The organism is Marinoscillum pacificum, assembly GCF_024714495.1.
GTDB lineage: Bacteria > Bacteroidota > Bacteroidia > Cytophagales > Cyclobacteriaceae > Marinoscillum > Marinoscillum pacificum.
On record NZ_JAMZMJ010000016.1, the window covers coordinates 46,776 to 63,362 of the forward strand.

At 37.7% G+C, this 16,587-nt stretch carries 12 protein-coding genes; 8 read left to right on the forward strand and 4 right to left on the reverse strand.

The genetic code is table 11. From position 1 onward, the window contains the following. Nucleotides 1–24 precede the first annotated feature (24 nt). From NXS00_RS23700 to NXS00_RS23710, 3 genes are all read right to left on the reverse strand, one after another. Nucleotides 25–2,550 carry an ATP-binding protein gene (locus NXS00_RS23700; RefSeq protein WP_258101773.1) on the reverse strand — a complete coding sequence of 842 codons (2,526 nt, stop codon included), beginning with the start codon at nucleotides 2,548–2,550 and terminating at the stop codon, nucleotides 25–27. Between the two features lie 20 nt (nucleotides 2,551–2,570). Beyond that, nucleotides 2,571–3,095 carry a DUF4142 domain-containing protein gene (locus tag NXS00_RS23705; RefSeq protein WP_258101774.1) on the reverse strand — a complete coding sequence of 175 codons (525 nt, stop codon included), beginning with the start codon at nucleotides 3,093–3,095 and terminating at the stop codon, nucleotides 2,571–2,573. A gap of 69 nt (nucleotides 3,096–3,164) precedes the next feature. Next, nucleotides 3,165–4,067 carry a DUF4382 domain-containing protein gene (locus tag NXS00_RS23710; RefSeq protein ID WP_258101775.1) on the reverse strand — a complete coding sequence of 301 codons (903 nt, stop codon included), beginning with the start codon at nucleotides 4,065–4,067 and terminating at the stop codon, nucleotides 3,165–3,167. Nucleotides 4,068–4,225: 158 nt separating this feature from the next. On the opposite strand from NXS00_RS23710, the gene NXS00_RS23715 reads away from it, so the two are divergent. From NXS00_RS23715 to NXS00_RS23750, 8 genes are all read left to right on the forward strand, one after another. Next, nucleotides 4,226–5,656: an SLC13 family permease gene (locus tag NXS00_RS23715; protein ID WP_258101776.1), complete on the forward strand. Its 1,431-nt coding sequence runs from the start codon at nucleotides 4,226–4,228 to the stop codon at nucleotides 5,654–5,656. Between the two features lie 454 nt (nucleotides 5,657–6,110). Next, nucleotides 6,111–6,299 (forward strand): hypothetical protein, encoded by a 189-nt coding sequence (locus NXS00_RS23720; RefSeq protein WP_258101777.1) that lies wholly within the window; start codon nucleotides 6,111–6,113, stop codon nucleotides 6,297–6,299. Nucleotides 6,300–6,487: 188 nt separating this feature from the next. Beyond that, nucleotides 6,488–6,862: a hypothetical protein gene (locus NXS00_RS23725; protein WP_258101778.1), complete on the forward strand. Its 375-nt coding sequence runs from the start codon at nucleotides 6,488–6,490 to the stop codon at nucleotides 6,860–6,862. 61 nt (nucleotides 6,863–6,923) lie between these two features. After that, nucleotides 6,924–8,771, forward strand: a complete 1,848-nt coding sequence (locus NXS00_RS23730; protein WP_258101779.1) for an ATP-binding protein — start codon at nucleotides 6,924–6,926, stop codon at nucleotides 8,769–8,771. A gap of 84 nt (nucleotides 8,772–8,855) precedes the next feature. Further along, a complete protein-coding gene (locus tag NXS00_RS23735) occupies nucleotides 8,856–9,215 on the forward strand; it encodes a hypothetical protein (protein WP_258101780.1) in 360 nt (119 codons plus the stop codon). A 1-nt stretch (nucleotide 9,216) separates the two neighbouring features. Then, nucleotides 9,217–11,097: a tetratricopeptide repeat-containing sensor histidine kinase gene (locus tag NXS00_RS23740; protein WP_258101781.1), complete on the forward strand. Its 1,881-nt coding sequence runs from the start codon at nucleotides 9,217–9,219 to the stop codon at nucleotides 11,095–11,097. Between the two features lie 65 nt (nucleotides 11,098–11,162). Then, nucleotides 11,163–13,052, forward strand: coding sequence for a tetratricopeptide repeat-containing sensor histidine kinase (locus NXS00_RS23745; protein WP_258101782.1), 1,890 nt, complete (start codon nucleotides 11,163–11,165; stop codon nucleotides 13,050–13,052). A 90-nt stretch (nucleotides 13,053–13,142) separates the two neighbouring features. After that, a complete protein-coding gene (locus NXS00_RS23750) occupies nucleotides 13,143–15,041 on the forward strand; it encodes a tetratricopeptide repeat-containing sensor histidine kinase (protein ID WP_258101783.1) in 1,899 nt (632 codons plus the stop codon). On the opposite strand, the gene NXS00_RS23755 is transcribed toward NXS00_RS23750, so the two are convergent. Then, nucleotides 15,042–16,556: a serine hydrolase gene (locus NXS00_RS23755; protein WP_258101784.1), complete on the reverse strand. Its 1,515-nt coding sequence runs from the start codon at nucleotides 16,554–16,556 to the stop codon at nucleotides 15,042–15,044. It abuts the gene before it with no gap. Nucleotides 16,557–16,587: the final 31 nt, after the last annotated feature.

Below are 16,587 nucleotides of genomic sequence, written 5' to 3' on the forward strand. Positions count from 1 at the left end.
CAAAAATTGGTAATGTGTTATGATTTACTTCAAAGAGTGATCTTTTTCCAGGTATTGATTCAATGCTAGAATCACCTGATCAAGTTCGTTTTGCGCATCTTCCAGTAGCTTTTCAGAAGGAGATGAGCCTGAATCCGCCGTTTTCTCTATGTTCTTTAACAGCGGAACCAACTTCTCTGCTTTTAAGTGACGAGCTGGAGCTACAATTTTATGCGCACTGTTTGCTACCGTGTCCAAGTCGTGAGCTTCTAATGCCAATTCTATAATCGTCCATTCCTTATTGGCGCTTTCGATAAAGGTTTCTACCATGTCAGTTACAAAGGCATCGTCACCCATTTTTTGAAGTGAAGAAAGGTCGATCTGAGTCATTGATGCTTTTTTTATAGGTTGAGTGATTTTTATAGATCTGTTGCCAGGAGCAGATTTGGAAATGAGGGTAAACAATTCCGCTTCATCAAACGGTTTTCTTAAAATGTGATCAAACCCACTAGATTGTGCCTTTTGCTTGTCTATTTGTGCTACTGTAGCCGTTAAAGCTATTAATGGCTGATCTACGTTAGGATTGTCTGTTTCTCTAACAGCTTTTGCTACTTCCCAGCCAGTCATTTCGGGCATTTTCAAATCTAAAAGGACTACATCATATTTATTCTTTTGGAGAAGTTCAAATGCTTCAGCTCCATTAACAGCAGTGTCATATTTAGCATGACACTTATCAAGAAGTGTAGCTAGCAATTTGATGTTAAACGGTTCATCGTCGGCAATCAGGAATTTCTTATCGCTGAAGTTGTCATCGTATTCAAAGACTTCTTTTTCTCTTGGTGGTTCTGCAGCGATTTCATATTCCAGATTAACTGTAACAGTTGTTCCTTCGCCTTCTTCACTCTCCAAGTTGATTTTACCTTGATGAAGTTGTACTAATTTTTTAGTGATGGCTAAGCCTAATCCTGTTCCTTTAGAGAAAGAACTCTGATCTGATTGTTCGAATTCCTGAAATAATCTGAATTGGCTTTCCTTTGGAATGCCTCTTCCCGTGTCTATTACCTGAATTTCGATCGCACTTTTCTCATCTAGATTAGTGGCAGTGACTTTTAGTTCTACGCTTCCAGATTCAGTGTACTTAATGCTGTTATTGAGTAAGTTGATCAGTATTTGCTTTAAACGATATGGATCGCCGGAAACATATTTAGGTAAGTCACTGTAGGTAGTGAATAAGTGTAGGCCTTTGGAGTCCGCAGGTTCTTTGAGAAGTTTGTAAGTATCGTCCAGCAATTCCTGCAGGTTGAATGATTTTTTCTCTAACTGGAGCTTGAGTGCTTGAAGCTTAGAGAAATCAAGAATATCATTCAGAAGTTTTAATAAATGATCTGAGGACTTTTTGATGATTTCTACCTGCTCCTGCTGATCTGAATTTAATTCTGATCTAAGCAAAAGTTTACTAAAACCTGAAATCGCATTCATAGGCGTTCGGATCTCATGACTCATATTGGCAAAGAATCTTTCCTTGGCTTTTGAGAGCGTTTCAGTGCTTTCTTTTGATCTTTTTAAGAGTTGCTGGTATTTTTTGTTCTTCTGTACATAGCTAAAAATAATAATGATAGTGGCTAGAAGGAGTAAGAATGTCAGGGAAGAGAAGATTAGAATCTGTTGATTCGTTTTAGAAGCCAGGTTTCTTGCTTCTAGAGAGTTGATCTTCATTTTTACCGTCTCACGAGACTCTAATCGACTAATCAAGTCCATGATGGTTTGCTGGATGTCATCGTGCTTATTTTGAAGCAAAAGCTCTCGTTGTTTTAATTGCTGAGATTTGGCTTGATTGCTTTGTTGGATTTGAGTAATCGCTTCTCGAAGTTTATCCTGATAGGTAGAAGCTTGAGCTAAATAGATGCTATCTGTGTTGACTTCTTTATCCTGGATTATAGTAGTTGTTTTGGAAGATGGGGGAGCTGGTTTTCTCTTAAAGATTTTATTAAACAAACCACCTTCTTTTTCTTTCTGAGCGATTAACTCAGTTTGAGTGATTGTATCTTTTTGCTCTTTTAAACTGTCTGGGATTTTTATGTGAGATAGATCTTCTATGTGACTTTGTAGGGGATCAAGGTTGGTTTCTACCTCAGTCTGTGAAAGTTGAAGTATGTCCTCAAGCAGATCATTTTTACGAATGACCAGATTTCCTAAGGAGTCATTTAGTGCAATCAGTTCTTTGTCGTTTCGATTTCTCTTATTTAAAGAGTCAAGAGTTTTAAAGACTGCAATAACACTTTGGTCGTATTGCTGAAGGTAGTTGGTGTTTCCGGTTAGTTGATAAGATTCAATTTTATTCTCCATGTCACTTATGGAGATCATAATTTCTTTGTAGAGGATAAGGTTGTCGTCTGGTCTGGAGTCTGTTTGGAGATCGGATACTATCTCGCTGAGGTTGCTATAAGTGATGTAACCAATTCCGGTAACGGAAATGGTTAGGAGGATTAATAAAAATCCTATGAAGTTGGCAATGTTTTTCCTTTTCAAGTATGAAATGATTAATTCCACAAAGGTAACGCGCAACTTCATAGGTTGTTTTAAAATGTGTTTCAGCTTAGTTGCTTATTCGTTTCGTTCAAATCGTCAATTAGGTCACTGACTTTATCTGCTAATTCACGAATTCGTTCGTTGTGTCCTTCTTTTTTATAATCAACAGCTTTTTTCTGAAGATCAATCAGTTCTGATTTTAAATACTGTAAATAAACCTGATCAAAGTTGTCAGCTGAAATGGATTCTAACTTATGAAGAATCTGATCGCTTGGTTCGCTAAGTGCAGATGCTAGCTTGATTCGGTGAATAGTTGCTTCCACCTGATAAGTCAGTTGTAAATCAGCCATTTCTTCTTCAATATCTTCGGCGAGTAGATAAGTTTCTCTTAATGTGGCACTCTTTTGTGCTAGTTCGGATAGATCCTCGATCAATAGAATTTGATCATGTGTTTCTGTAAGAAAAACAGCATTTTCTTTTTGCCAACCATCAAAACGCTGTTCGTTAGTATTCATAGCGTTGTAGTAGCTATTGGATTGACATGACGCTAGTATTAAGGGGATTATGATAAGTGCTAATTTTTTCATGACTTTGGAGATTTAGATTGGAAAAATGTGGGGCATTAGCCCCACAATAATTTTTGAAGTTTATGAGCATTATTCAAAGCTTACATTCAAAAGCAAATTCACGTTGGTGTTTGCTTCAAGCTCTAGGATGCTCAATATGTGGCCATTGAGAAGTACTTCAGCTTCTGTAGCAGCTCTGAAATTATAAGTGTTATTCGTTTCATCAGATTCGTATGCTACTGCGATTAAATCATATTCGCCAGGCTCCATAAATGCTAGTGTAAAAGAACCATTTGATACTACAGCGCTGTTCACAGAGTTTTCAAATCTTGATTCTCCTGAAGCGGGTTCAGCCTCTTCAGAACTATCATAGGTGCCTTTAGCATATGCATATACAATCACTCTATCCTCTGCTGTGGAAGAAAGGGTGCCTGTTATCGTTGCGGTACCTTCTTCATTGATTAATCTAGCGGTAGGTCTTAACTTATAAGTTCCTTCACCGGTTAAAACAAAAGCTTTTCTTAAGTCCACGTCAATAACTAGATCAGTTCTGTTATTGGCAGATATTTGATAATCACCTTTGATTTTATAACCTGAAGAAGTTCCACTTGGGATGTTTAATGGTTCAGTAGATCCATCATCAAAGGATACATAAGAATTGCCGTCAGTTATAAGGCGAATTTCAGAATAGAGTCCTGCATCGATTTCACCTTCACCTAGCTCATAAGTTGATCCATTCTGGTAATCCATGAGATTAAATATTCGAGGTTCATCAAAAACAGTAAGTGTTTTAGTTTCACTCTTGCCGATCGCTTGAACTTCAGCTACAGAAAGATAAACACCACTAATGTTTTCCGCATCAACAGCAGCATCGGTTACTTTAACGCCTGCAGTGCCTTTACCAGATACCTCTGATTCAGAGTCGCATGAATAGATAAGTGCAGATAGCGTAATTAAAGCTAGTAATGTGGATAGAATATTTCGTGTCTTCATAATTACGATTTATTTGATTCGAAATATGATATGCCAATAGTATTCCAAATCAAGAAAAACACGCTTTTTGAGGGTTTAAGCATAATTTGTCGTAGCTTTTTGCTTCATTTTGGAGAATCTCTTCTCAATTTGAAAAACCGTTATTGTTAGATTTGGACATGAGTCTGAAAAGAATTCTTCATCAATCTTCCGTAGTATTAGGTCCACTTTGTTTTGCATTGTTGTTGCTGCTTAGGCCATTTCCTGAGCTCAATGATCAGGCGTTTATGGTGTTGGCTGTGACTTGCTGGGTGGCTATTTGGTGGGTGACAGAAGCTATTCCTATTCCAGCTACTTCGTTCTTGCCAATTGTCTTGTTTCCGATTACCGGCGCTCTTAGCATTGGGGAAACCACAGCAGCCTATGGTCATAAAATGGTATTCCTCTATATAGGTGGATTTATGCTGGCAGTAGCTATTGAAGAATGGGATTTGCATAAGCGAATTGCTTTGAACCTAATTAAAACGATAGGAGTAAGTCAGCGAGGAATTGTTTTGGGTTTTATGCTGGCTACAGCCTTCTTGAGTATGTGGATTAGCAATACCGCTACAAGTGTGATGATGCTGCCAATAGGTATGGCTATCGTTATGCAGTTGCAATCATCGAAATCAGGAATGGCAGATGGTTTTGGAAAAGCACTAATGCTTGGCGTAGCTTACTCAGCTTCTATTGGAGGGATTTCTACCTTGATTGGTACTCCACCAAATTTGGTGATGTCCGGAGTAGTGGAGCAATATTATGGAACTGAACTGATATTCTCAGAATGGTTTTTTATGGTATTTCCGATCTCTGTTACACTCTTGATCATTACCTGGCTTTACTTGACACGCATTGCGTTTAAGGTTTCTTCTGTAAGAGAAACGAATCAGAGTGAAATCAATCAGCAGTTGAAAGACCTAGGACCAATCAGCCTCGAAGAAAAGCGTATATTAGTTGTGTTTTGTGTTACTGCATTCTTGTGGATCACTCGTTCATTCATCTTTTCAAAACTCATTCCAGGAATGGATGATACGACAATAGCAATTATGGCTGGAGTCTCATTGTTTTTAATCAATGCGAGACGTCAGCCAAAAATTATGGATTGGGAAAGTGCTGTACAGATTCCCTGGGGAATCGTTTTGCTTTTTGGTGGTGGACTGGCAATAGCTGAAGGATTTAAGTCAACAGGGCTGGCAACCTGGCTGGGCTCATACCTGTCCATTTTGGAAGGTAGTAATGTGGCGGTCATTTTAATGGGGGTCGTCGGCAGTGTTAACTTTCTAACCGAGATCACTTCCAACGTCGCAACCACCTCGATGATTTTGCCTGTAATCGCTCCGCTTTCTGAAGCGATAGGGGTTAATCCACTTTTATTAATGACAGGAGCAACATTGGCGGCTTCTTGCGCATTCATGCTTCCAGTTGCTACACCACCAAATGCAGTAGTCTTTGGTTCAGGTTATCTGAAAATAAGTGACATGATCAAGACTGGAATAGTGCTGAATATTATTTCGATTCTCCTTATTAGCGTATACCTCTACTTTGTGCTGCCACTTTTTTGGGGCTCGTGATATTGTAGGAAATACTCGTTTGCATAGACGGGAGTAACAGCAATCACTGATTCGAAGATTGTTTGTGGCCTTCTGGATGTAAATAGTGATCATAGTAAAGGTAAAAGTTGAAATTATAATATCAATTGAGTACAGAGAGGAGGATTTGTGCTGATAGAGGGCATTTGGAGCTAGTGTTGAGAAACATTATGGATACTGCATTTAAATGCAGTAAACCTGGAGGTACAATAGAGATATTTGATTTGTCGCTGAATGTAACTGCTCTAAAATCTTGGAATCATCTGATTTCTCATCAGAATTATCATATTGTAGGTCATTCAGGGGGCTGTTTTTTCGAATTTACTCTCGATAATTCCCAATCATTCCTAATAATTCCCACTGGCTTATGATTAATTTTTTGATTTATGTGATTAAACAATATTTGTATTGTCCAAACACATAAATGCATATGATTATGACAGCTACCAACCAGACCGCACTTAGTGATTCATTTGAAGGATTTGATGCAGAAGAGCTTGCAATGCTTGAGTCAACACTTTCAAAAATTAAGGGACATGTTGATAAGAATATCGAGGGTTCATCAGATCCACAGCAAATCTCGAAGCTTTTGAGCATTAGATGGTACATCAACCAAAAATTTTAAGACAAAAGACATTAAAGATAATATTAGCAACCAATGTAAAAAGGCCTGTCGATTTTCGGTAGGTCTTTTTTTGTGCTTAACCGAATGTAATAGGTAATTCACCGAAAGCCGTTTGTTGGGATTATATCAATTGATATATATTGTGCGGGATAACTAATTGTTCAACCGCCAAAAACCTAAAAACAACTATGGCTAAAAAAGTAGTAATAAACTTGAGGTACTCCCAAAATAAACTTTGGTGGAGTGCAGATGATAAAACCAATTGGGGAATTGTAGGTCCTCAATCACCATACACTGTAGTGAACAGTGGATCTGATATCGACTGGATAGGTGATAAAACAATTGATGAAGTTACCATTACACCAAAAACAGGTGACTTGTTTGAGTCTATATCTGGGGGTAAAAAAGATAAGAAAGGTAAAGTGAAGAAAAGCTGTAAGACTGGAGATACCTGTAAATATGATATTACTGTGGTATTGGCTGGGTCTAAGAAAACTATTACAGTGGATCCAGATATGGACATTTGTGATGAAGAGGATTCAAACAATTGTGCTCAGCCTTAAAGAATAGGTTTGACGAGTAAACCTTTATAAATTAGCGATTCAACGGTGAATCGCTTTTTTTATGTCAAAGAAATTATGGTTGTCATTCATAATTCAATTTGTCGGTTTGATTGCATACTCTAGTCAGACCAAAATTGATAGTCTTAAAGAGAAGTTATCAAGAGTTGATGTTCAGGAAAAACGAGAAGTTCTAACATCATTAACTGCATACTTGCTTAGTCAGCCGGATTCTGTTATCGCTTATGCGCAACAATTGATAGATATAAGTCAGGATGATAAATACTATCTAGCTAGTGCGTATTTCTATATGGGGCAAGCACTTAAGGATAAAGGGAATTATGAGCAAAGTATTGATTATCTCTACAAGTCCTTGAAACTAAAACTTGAGATTAATGAAAAAACAAGTCCTGCGGAAACATTGCTGGCTACTGTTTATGGTCGGATTGGTGATATGGAAAAAAGTAGTTTATACTTTCATAGATTGATCAAAGAATTTCATCAAAATGAAGATTCAAACAGACTAATCCAGGCTTATAATAATTTTGGTGAGGCTTTCTATCAAAACAATCAACTTGATTCGGCATATTACTATTTTTCTATTGGAGTAGAGCATGCTAAAGAAGCTCAAAAACTCGTGTACACTAAGTTTCTTACTGGTAATTTAGGAATGGTTAACCTAAAGATTGGAAGGTTAGATTCTGCTGAAGTTCAACTACGCCAAATTGTTGATTACTTAGTTAAAGTTTCGGATGCAAAGTTGACTTTTCAGATTTTGCTGGCGGAAGTTTACATGAAAAAGAAACAGGTTGTTAAAGCCATTTCATTAACACAGGATGTTATTGCCAAATCGAATAAGGGAGAGTTTAAAGAGCAGTTACGTGATGGGTATAAGTTGTTGAGTCAGCTATATGAAATTCAAGGTGATTATGAGAATTCGTTAAAAAGCTACAAGGAGTTTATAGAACTTGATAATAGCCTGAAAGATATTGAGGTTATTAGAAAAATCGGGGACATGAAAACAGAATTTGAGGTTGGGCAAAAACAAGCAGAACTGGATCTGGTCAATGCCGAACGAGATAAGGAGCGTTTAATAACTATTGGTATTTCTTTATTGGCCGCTGTACTGTTGATTCTTGGGTTGGTTATCCTGAAGTATTATCGGCAAAAAACCAAAACCAATGAGGAATTGGAACGACTCAATCAGACCAAGGATAAGTTTTTCTCCATTATTTCACATGATTTAAGAGGACCAGTAAGTTCCTTTTTTGGGATTAGTAGAATGATCAAATCCCTTGTTAATAGGCAACAAACGGAGCAGCTTCTGGCAATAGCTGATGATATTGATGAGTCTGTCGATCGATTGTCCGCATTATTAGATAACCTACTCAATTGGGCAATGCAGCAACAGGGTCATTTCCCGAATGTGCCTGAGAAAGTGGATTTAAATGAAGTAGCGGAGGATTTGATTCGTACGCTGGATACGATGGCTAAGGGAAAGCAAATAGACTTGCAAGCACAGATCGAGCAGCCTATTTATTTGTGGGTGGATAAAAACACCACTATGACCATTTTACGCAATTTGGTCAATAATGCCTTGAAATTTACACCCGATGGAGGAAGTGTTACCATCTCAGCTTCCAAAAATGCCGATCAAGCCGTTATTGAAGTCATTGATTCAGGAGTGGGAATACCACAGGAGAAGCTGAAAAATTTATTTCAGTTACAAGATAAAAAGAGTACTTATGGTACTTCTGGAGAGAAGGGGCTTGGTTTAGGATTGCAGTTAGTTTATGAGTTTGTAGAAATGAATGGAGGTAAAATTGAAGTGTCGAGTCAAGAACTTGTGGGGACTACATTTACCGTTACTTTACCACTTTACGATCTAGAAGAAGAAGTAATTGCAACATAAGTTGTCTTGCTGGTTACGTTTTTTGTGATAAATTTTTAACTTCCCATACTTTTTAATTCACCTACGTAATAAACCTAACTGACCATGGCTAGATATGCTGTAGTAAACATTCTTAAGTACAAGAATGGTAAACTCTATTTTTCTGATGATGACAATTCCTGGGAAGAAGTTTCGCCTGAAACTGTAACTGGATATCCTAAGCAAAATGAATTAATGATCTGGATGGCTGGTCCTGGAGTGAAGATCATTACAGGGATCGACTTTGTTGACAATGATGACTTTGTCAATCCACCTAAGCCAAAATATACCAACCGAATGTGGATAGTCAAAGTGAAACCTGATGCGATAATTGATAACGAGCCTAAATATACTATACGATTTGTAGATAGTGATGGGAACTGTCATGAGGTAGATCCGAAAATTAGTATAAAAGGAGGGACTTGATTTGAGGTGTAATTTCTGCGTTATTATATTTCTTTTAGTTTTCCTGAGAGGCTATTCGCAAGATCAACGTATTGCGGATAGTCTCTTATTTATTTATGACAAACAGGCTAATGGAGATTTAAATGCTTCAGAGTATAGTGAGCTCGTTTGGAGTATAGCTTTCAATTCTACAAACCCACAAGAGAAAATTCGATATTCCAATGAAATGATTGATTTCTCCTTAAAAAATGGCGATGAAATAGGAGTTCTCAGAGGGTATTATCAATTGGGTGATGCACTACGCAAATTGGGAAATTTAGATAGTGCCCTTCAGGTTTTTTTTAAATGTTTAGAAATATCAAAAAGACAAGAAGCAGTCGTCTCAAATAGTGTTGGCGAATCACTTGTTGCTATCGCTGATATATATTCAATATTAGGGAGTCATCAAAATGCCATTGACTATTACAAGCAAGCCATTTTTGCACTAACAGGACGAAATAAGTTGACACTTGCTTCTGTTCAGCTCAATTTGGGAGATGAATATTTCAATTATGGTGAGTTGGATTCTGCACTTTTCTACTTTGAAGCATCTCAACTGATTTATCAGGATTTAGATTATACAATTGGAGTTGCGTATAGTTTAGGAAACATCGGGTTGGTTTATGCCAAGCAGGGTCATTTTATTTCTGCGGAAAAGAACATACAACTGGCTGTGAATAGTCTTGATAAGATGGAGGATTATTATGGGATATCAATTTACCTCACCTATATGGCCGATATCTATGAGCAGAAGCATGAAATAAATTCTGCTTTAAAGTATGCGTCAAAAAGTATGCAATTAGCTATTCGGTATGGTCTGAAAGAACAAATAAGAGATGCAAGTCTGAAGTTATCTCAGCTATTTGAAATGCAGAGAAACATAGACAGTGCGTATTATTATCACAAACAGTATGTCGCGTTCAGGGATAGTATTAATAATGAAGAAACCATTCAAAAGATTGCTGATATCCGCACGGAATATGAAGTTGGTCAAAAACAAGCTGAAGTAGACGTACTTACGGCACAACAAAAGACTGAGCGGGTCATCATGGCAGCAATTACCTTGCTTGCTGTGGTGCTGCTCATACTTGGGTTAATTGTTTACAAATACTACAAGCAAAAAAGCAGAACAAGCCAGGAATTGGAACGGCTTAATCAAACCAAAGACAAATTTTTTTCCATCATTTCTCATGATTTACGCGGCCCGGTAAGTTCATTTATGGGTATAAGTAGAATGATCAAGTTTTTAGTAGAGGCAAAAGAAACTGATCAACTACTCGAAATCGCGGATGATATTGATGACTCTGTGGAAAGACTTTCTGCGCTTCTAGATAATCTCCTCAATTGGGCCATGCAGCAACAAGGTCATTTTCCTAATGTGCCTGAAAAAGTATCTCTGAATGACATGGCGGATGAGATTGTGAAGACCTTAAAAAATATGGCTCAAGGAAAGCTCATCGATTTGAAAGCTGACATTTCTGAGTCTATAGACCTCTGGGTGGATAGGAATACGACCATGACGATTCTTAGAAATCTGGTGAGTAATGCGTTGAAATTTACACCTGAGACAGGTGCAGTTATGATACAAGCGTATTCTAAACACGATCGGGCTATTATTAAGATTAAAGACACTGGGGTTGGTATTTCACAAGACAAATTAGAGAACCTTTTTAAACTACAGGATAAGAAAAGCACTTATGGCACTGCCGGGGAAAAAGGGCTTGGTCTTGGCCTTCAGCTGGTCTATGAGTTTATAGAAATGAATCAAGGAAGAATTGATGTGAGTAGTGAAGAAGGAAAGGGAACTACCTTCGAAATCAGTTTGCCTCTATTTTCTTACTCAGAACAATTAGTCGAGAGTTGATTTGTGTTTGGTTTTGAGGTGTTGATTGGTTCAGGCAATAATTCGCTAACTTTGATTTAGTTATAATGATGAGTTGCTGCAAACATGTTTTTACTTTCTTGTTGCTCCTTGGGATGCAGCATATTGCATTATCAAGTAATGAGTCAATTGATAGTCTTAAGCATGTACTCTCTAAGGAATTAAGTGTTGAGGATCGTCTTCAAACTTTAGCGTTTCTGACTCGCGATTACCGTTTTCAGGAGGATTCTTCAATTAAATATGGGCACATCTTGCTACATGAATCCATCGAGCTCCAAAATAATTATTACGTATCCTCTGCTTGTGTTAATCTTGGTCAATCCTTTAAGGATAAAGGTGCATATGAAATAGCAGCTAAATATTTGTTGCAAGCGTTGGATGCCGCCAAATCAGATGGTTTAAACCTTCAGAATCATTATGGGCTTCTTGGTGCCGTTTATGGGAGGTTAGGTGATATGCAGAGATCGTTCATGTACTTTGAAAAAAGCATAGAATGGGCTGAAAAGCATGAATATGCTTTGTATTTAAAATGTATTTCCTACAATAACCTCGCTGAAGCATATTATCAAAATGGCGTCTTTGACTCGGCAAATGTCTACTTTCGTAAGGCTTACGATATTGCTTATTCTAAAAATTATGGTGCCAGACACTTAATTAGTGGAAATATAGGCATGATGAACCTGAAGTTTGGAAAATTAGATTCGGCAGAAATCCAATTAAAACGAGTGCTGAGTCATTTGGACCCATCCAGTAAAGCTTATTTGACATTCAAAATATTAATAGGGCGGTTGTACTTTGAAACAGATAGATTGGACTCTGCTCTTATTGCCACCAAAGAAGTTATCAGAAATTCAGAATTGCTGGAAATTAAAGAGCAGGTAAGGGATGGTCTGTTGCTTTTAAGTCAGATTCAAAAAAGTATTGGAGATTTAGAAGGAGCTTTTACCAATTACGAGACCTATGTTGAGTTAAAAGATGAACTAGAAAACGTTGAGGCGTATGCAAGAATAAGCAATCTGCAGTCAGAATTTGACCTAGCACAAAAGGATGCAGAAATACAGGTATATGCCGCGGAAAAGAAGAGCCGAGATGTAGTGTTAATCGTTGTATTAGCATTTTTTGTTTTGTTGGGTGGTTTTGTGATAGTGTTGATGAGACAAAATCGATCAAAGTCGCGAATGAATGTTCAGCTTACCCGACAGAAGGGTGAACTGGAAGTACTTAATCAAACCAAGGATAAGTTTTTCAGCATTATTTCTCATGACTTGAGAGGGCCAGTTAGTGCTTTTTACGGAGTGAGTCGGATGATTAAGTTTTTGGCTATTTCCAATCGAACAGATGAATTGATAGAAATGGCAGATGATATCAGTAAATCAGTTGATCGACTCTCATCATTGTTAGATAATTTGTTAAACTGGGCCATGCAGCAACGCGGGGATATTCCTAATATTCCAGAAAAGATCATTTTGAAAACCTTGGTTTTAGAAATTGTAGGTTCCTTAAAGACGCTTGCAGAAAGTAAAAATATTAGTTTGACGTGTGATATTGATGATCAAATGGTTATTTGGGCGGATAAGAATATTACCTCCACCATTATTCGAAACCTGATCAGTAATTCGTTGAAGTTTACACCGGAAGGCGGGCAGGTAAGTATTTTGGTTGAGGAGAAAAATCGCACTGCTAGCGTTGTGATTCGAGATTCGGGAGTGGGTATTCCTGAATACAAATTGAAAACACTTTTCAATGGTCAATCAGAGGAATCTACTTATGGAACTGCAGGTGAAAAGGGACTTGGGCTAGGATTGCAACTTGTGCATGAATTTGTAGGAATGATTGGGGGGAAAATATCCGTTGAGAGCCAAATTAATACTGGCACGAGCTTTAAGTTCACTGTTCCAAAATATGAATTGGGAAAAGAGTTAGCTGAAATTCATTAGTATTTATTCTTCGGTGATACTCATTTCTGGGTCTTTATTAACTTTGGGGTATATATCTGATAATCAGGTATGAGTGATAAACCTAATCACATGACCTCCAGCTACCTAAAATACTTTGCTTTTTTACTGATTTTATTCGGTATTGAGTCCAATGCTCAGAATCAATTCCAGGCAGATAGTCTAATAGAAGTTTATAATAAGTTGCCGGAAGGAGATACAGCTAGATTTAACTTGTTGAAAGAGATTGCTAATAATCAAAATGATCCAAGACAAAAGTTAAAATTCGCTAGCAAGCTTATTGAGGAAGCTAAGAAAGTTAAAAGTCTTCGCTATTTACATCATGGATATGTAAATGAAGGACAAGCCTATCGATTAATGGGCGATTTTAACGTTGCTATTTATAGCTTGTTCAAAGCATTGGCAATTGCTGAAGAAGATCAATATGACAAAGGTATAGCTGCCGCTAACACTGCATTGGCTGATGTGCACTCAATTGTAGGAAATCATACCAATTCCATACTCTATTACAAAGAGGCGATGAAATGGTTGACTAAATCAGATAGCACGCTTCTTGCAATCATTTTGCTCAATATGGGAGATGAGTATTATTTGTCTTCCATGTATGATTCTGCTTTGGTGAGCTTTCAGTCATCTTTAGCCATCTATGAAAATCTTGGGAATGACGCTTCGGGCTTAGCTTATAACCTTGGCAATATTGGATTGGTACAAGCAGAACTAGGAAATCTGGAAGAGGCAGAGTTTAATATCAAAGCCGCCATCGGATCATTGGAGACTCTTGGTGATCATTATGGAAGTGCCATTTTTTTGAGCTATCTGGCTGAAATTTACGGTAAGAAGGGATATTTAAAGCAAGCGAAAGTTCTGGCGGATTCTAGTATGTCAATTTCACAGAGATATGGATTGAAGGCGGAAATACGAGATAATTCAAGACGGCTTGCGGATATCTATGCGATGAGTTCAGATTATGAAACGGCTTACCGATACCATCAACAGTATGTTCAGTTAAAAGACAGTATTTCTAATGACGAGATATTAAGTCAAATGGAGAACCTGGAAAGTGCTTTTGAATTGGCAAAAAAACAATCCGAGGTTGATCTTCTAACTGCAGAACAAGAGTATCAAAGCACGGTTATCAACGCGACCATTATCATTTCAATTATTTTGGTAATTCTTGCGATTGTTATTCTCATGTATTACCGTAATAAAGCCAGAACAAATGCTGTTTTAGAACTTCAGAAGCAAAAGCTGGAAGAGCTTAATCAGACCAAAGACAAGTTTTTCTCTATTATTTCACATGATTTGAGAGGTCCTATTAATTCCTTTCATGGTATCAGTAGTTTGATCAAATTCTTTGTGGAAGCAAAGGATATGGATCAACTGTTGGAAGTAGCAGATGATATTGATCAGTCAGTAGATCGATTGAATAATCTATTGAATAACTTATTGAGCTGGGCAATGAAACAACAAGGTCAGTTTCCTAATGTTCCTGAAAAAGTTAATCTCAATGAACTCGCACAAGAGTTGGTAGAGACTCTTGATAATATGGCTCAAGGTAAAAACATTGAACTCAGTGCCAGAATTGATGAGCAGATCTTTCTTTGGGCAGATAAAAATACAACCATGACCATTCTAAGGAACTTAGTCAATAATGCATTGAAGTTTACGATGCCTGGCGGAAAGGTCGGTATAGCTGCTACACGAGATAAAAAGAATGCGATTATCAAGATTTATGATACCGGACTTGGTATGCCTGCGGATAAATTGGTGCTATTGGGTAAGCTACAAGACCTATCTAGTACGTATGGTACTGGAGGAGAAAGAGGTTTGGGACTTGGGCTACAGTTGGTCTACGAATTTGTGGAAATGAACAATGGCAAAATAGAAGTGGATAGTGTAGAGAAAATTGGAACCACATTTACTGTCTATTTGCCATTGTTTGATGAAGTGACTGAACAAGTCACTGCCTAATTATTTAATCTTTTTAAGGTTTACTTCATCAAAGAAGATGTCTCCGTTCGGTACATCAAATTGCAGGCCATTCACTTTTAGGTTGTTATCAAGTAGGAATTGGACAGTTCCAAAATCGAACCAGGCATGTGTTTCATTCCAATTGATTTGCCAGATATTATAATGCCAATGTGTTAGAGTGGCATTGAGTTTCGGAGCATCTTCGAACTCCATTTTAAATGTGCCATCAGTATTTAAAGAAATGGTTACTTTTCCATGCATTCCGGAGAAGAAAGAGCCTGTGTAATCCGATTTCTCTAAAGTAGGAGCTGCTTTCTTTTTTCGTTTATCTACACGATTATCAATTTCACTTCCCTGCTCTTTGTTTTTCTCAGAAGCTTCTAATCGCTCTTTGGAATAGTCTTTTTCTTCCAGATTCAAATATCGATCCGCCACGTATTGGGCTATCGGCCAGCCGATTCCTTTCATTGTGTTGGTTAATACCATAATGCCTAATTTCTGATCTGGAATGAGCATTTGGTATGAATACATTCCATCATATCCACCGCCATGAGTAGCCACCATATTGCCATGATAATCGCTTAGTCCCCAACCAAGGCCATATCCGGAGAAATGTCTTCCATAACTGTTGGTAGCAACTTTGTTGTTATTGTGTGGAGTCCAAATGGAATTGTGTTGATTGTAATTAATGATCGTGTCTCCATTCCAGATACCATGCTCAATATTCATCATCATCCATTTGGCCATATCATCTGCGCTACTAATGATTCCACCAGCAGCTCCCATGTTGTCCCAGTTTACCCAGTCGATTACTTCTTGTTTGTTTTCCAGTGGTTTGTGAGGCATTGCAAAGTTTCCTTTGTCGGATAAGTCATCTGTTGAGGTGATGGATCTAGTCATTCCCAGTGGGTTGAAAAAGGACTCTTTTACATAGTCGCTCCATTCTTTTCCAGTTACTTTTTTGATGACTTCTCCAGCGGTGATGAACATAAGGTTAGAATAGCCATAGCCAGCTCTGAATTCATATGCCTGAGGAACAAACTTCACTTTTTTGATTACTTCTTCGGCTGTCAGTTCACTTTTGTACCACATGAGATCTCCACTAAATGTTCCTAAGCCAACGCGGTGACAAAGCAAATCTTCGATAGTGGTGTGAGCTGTAGTATAGGAATCATATAGCTCAAAGTAGGGTAGATAATCTACTACTTTATCAGTCCAGTTGATTTTACCTTCAGCAACTAATTTGGCTAAAGAGGACGCTACAAATGCCTTGGTATTCGAAGCAATGGCAAAGAGTGTCTCATTGGTAACTGGCTCTTTTGAGTCAAGAGATAAGGTTCCATAGCCTTTTGATAAGACGATTTCTCCATCCTTAACTACAGCTACTGCCATACCTGGAATCTTCCAGTCCTTCTGAGCTTTGGCAAAATATTGGTCAATATTTTCAATGTCTGCTTGGCCGAATGTTGTTTGGACAAGCAGTAATAGTGTGCATAATGCGAATATCCTCTTCATATGATTTCCTTTTGATGCAAAATAATCATTG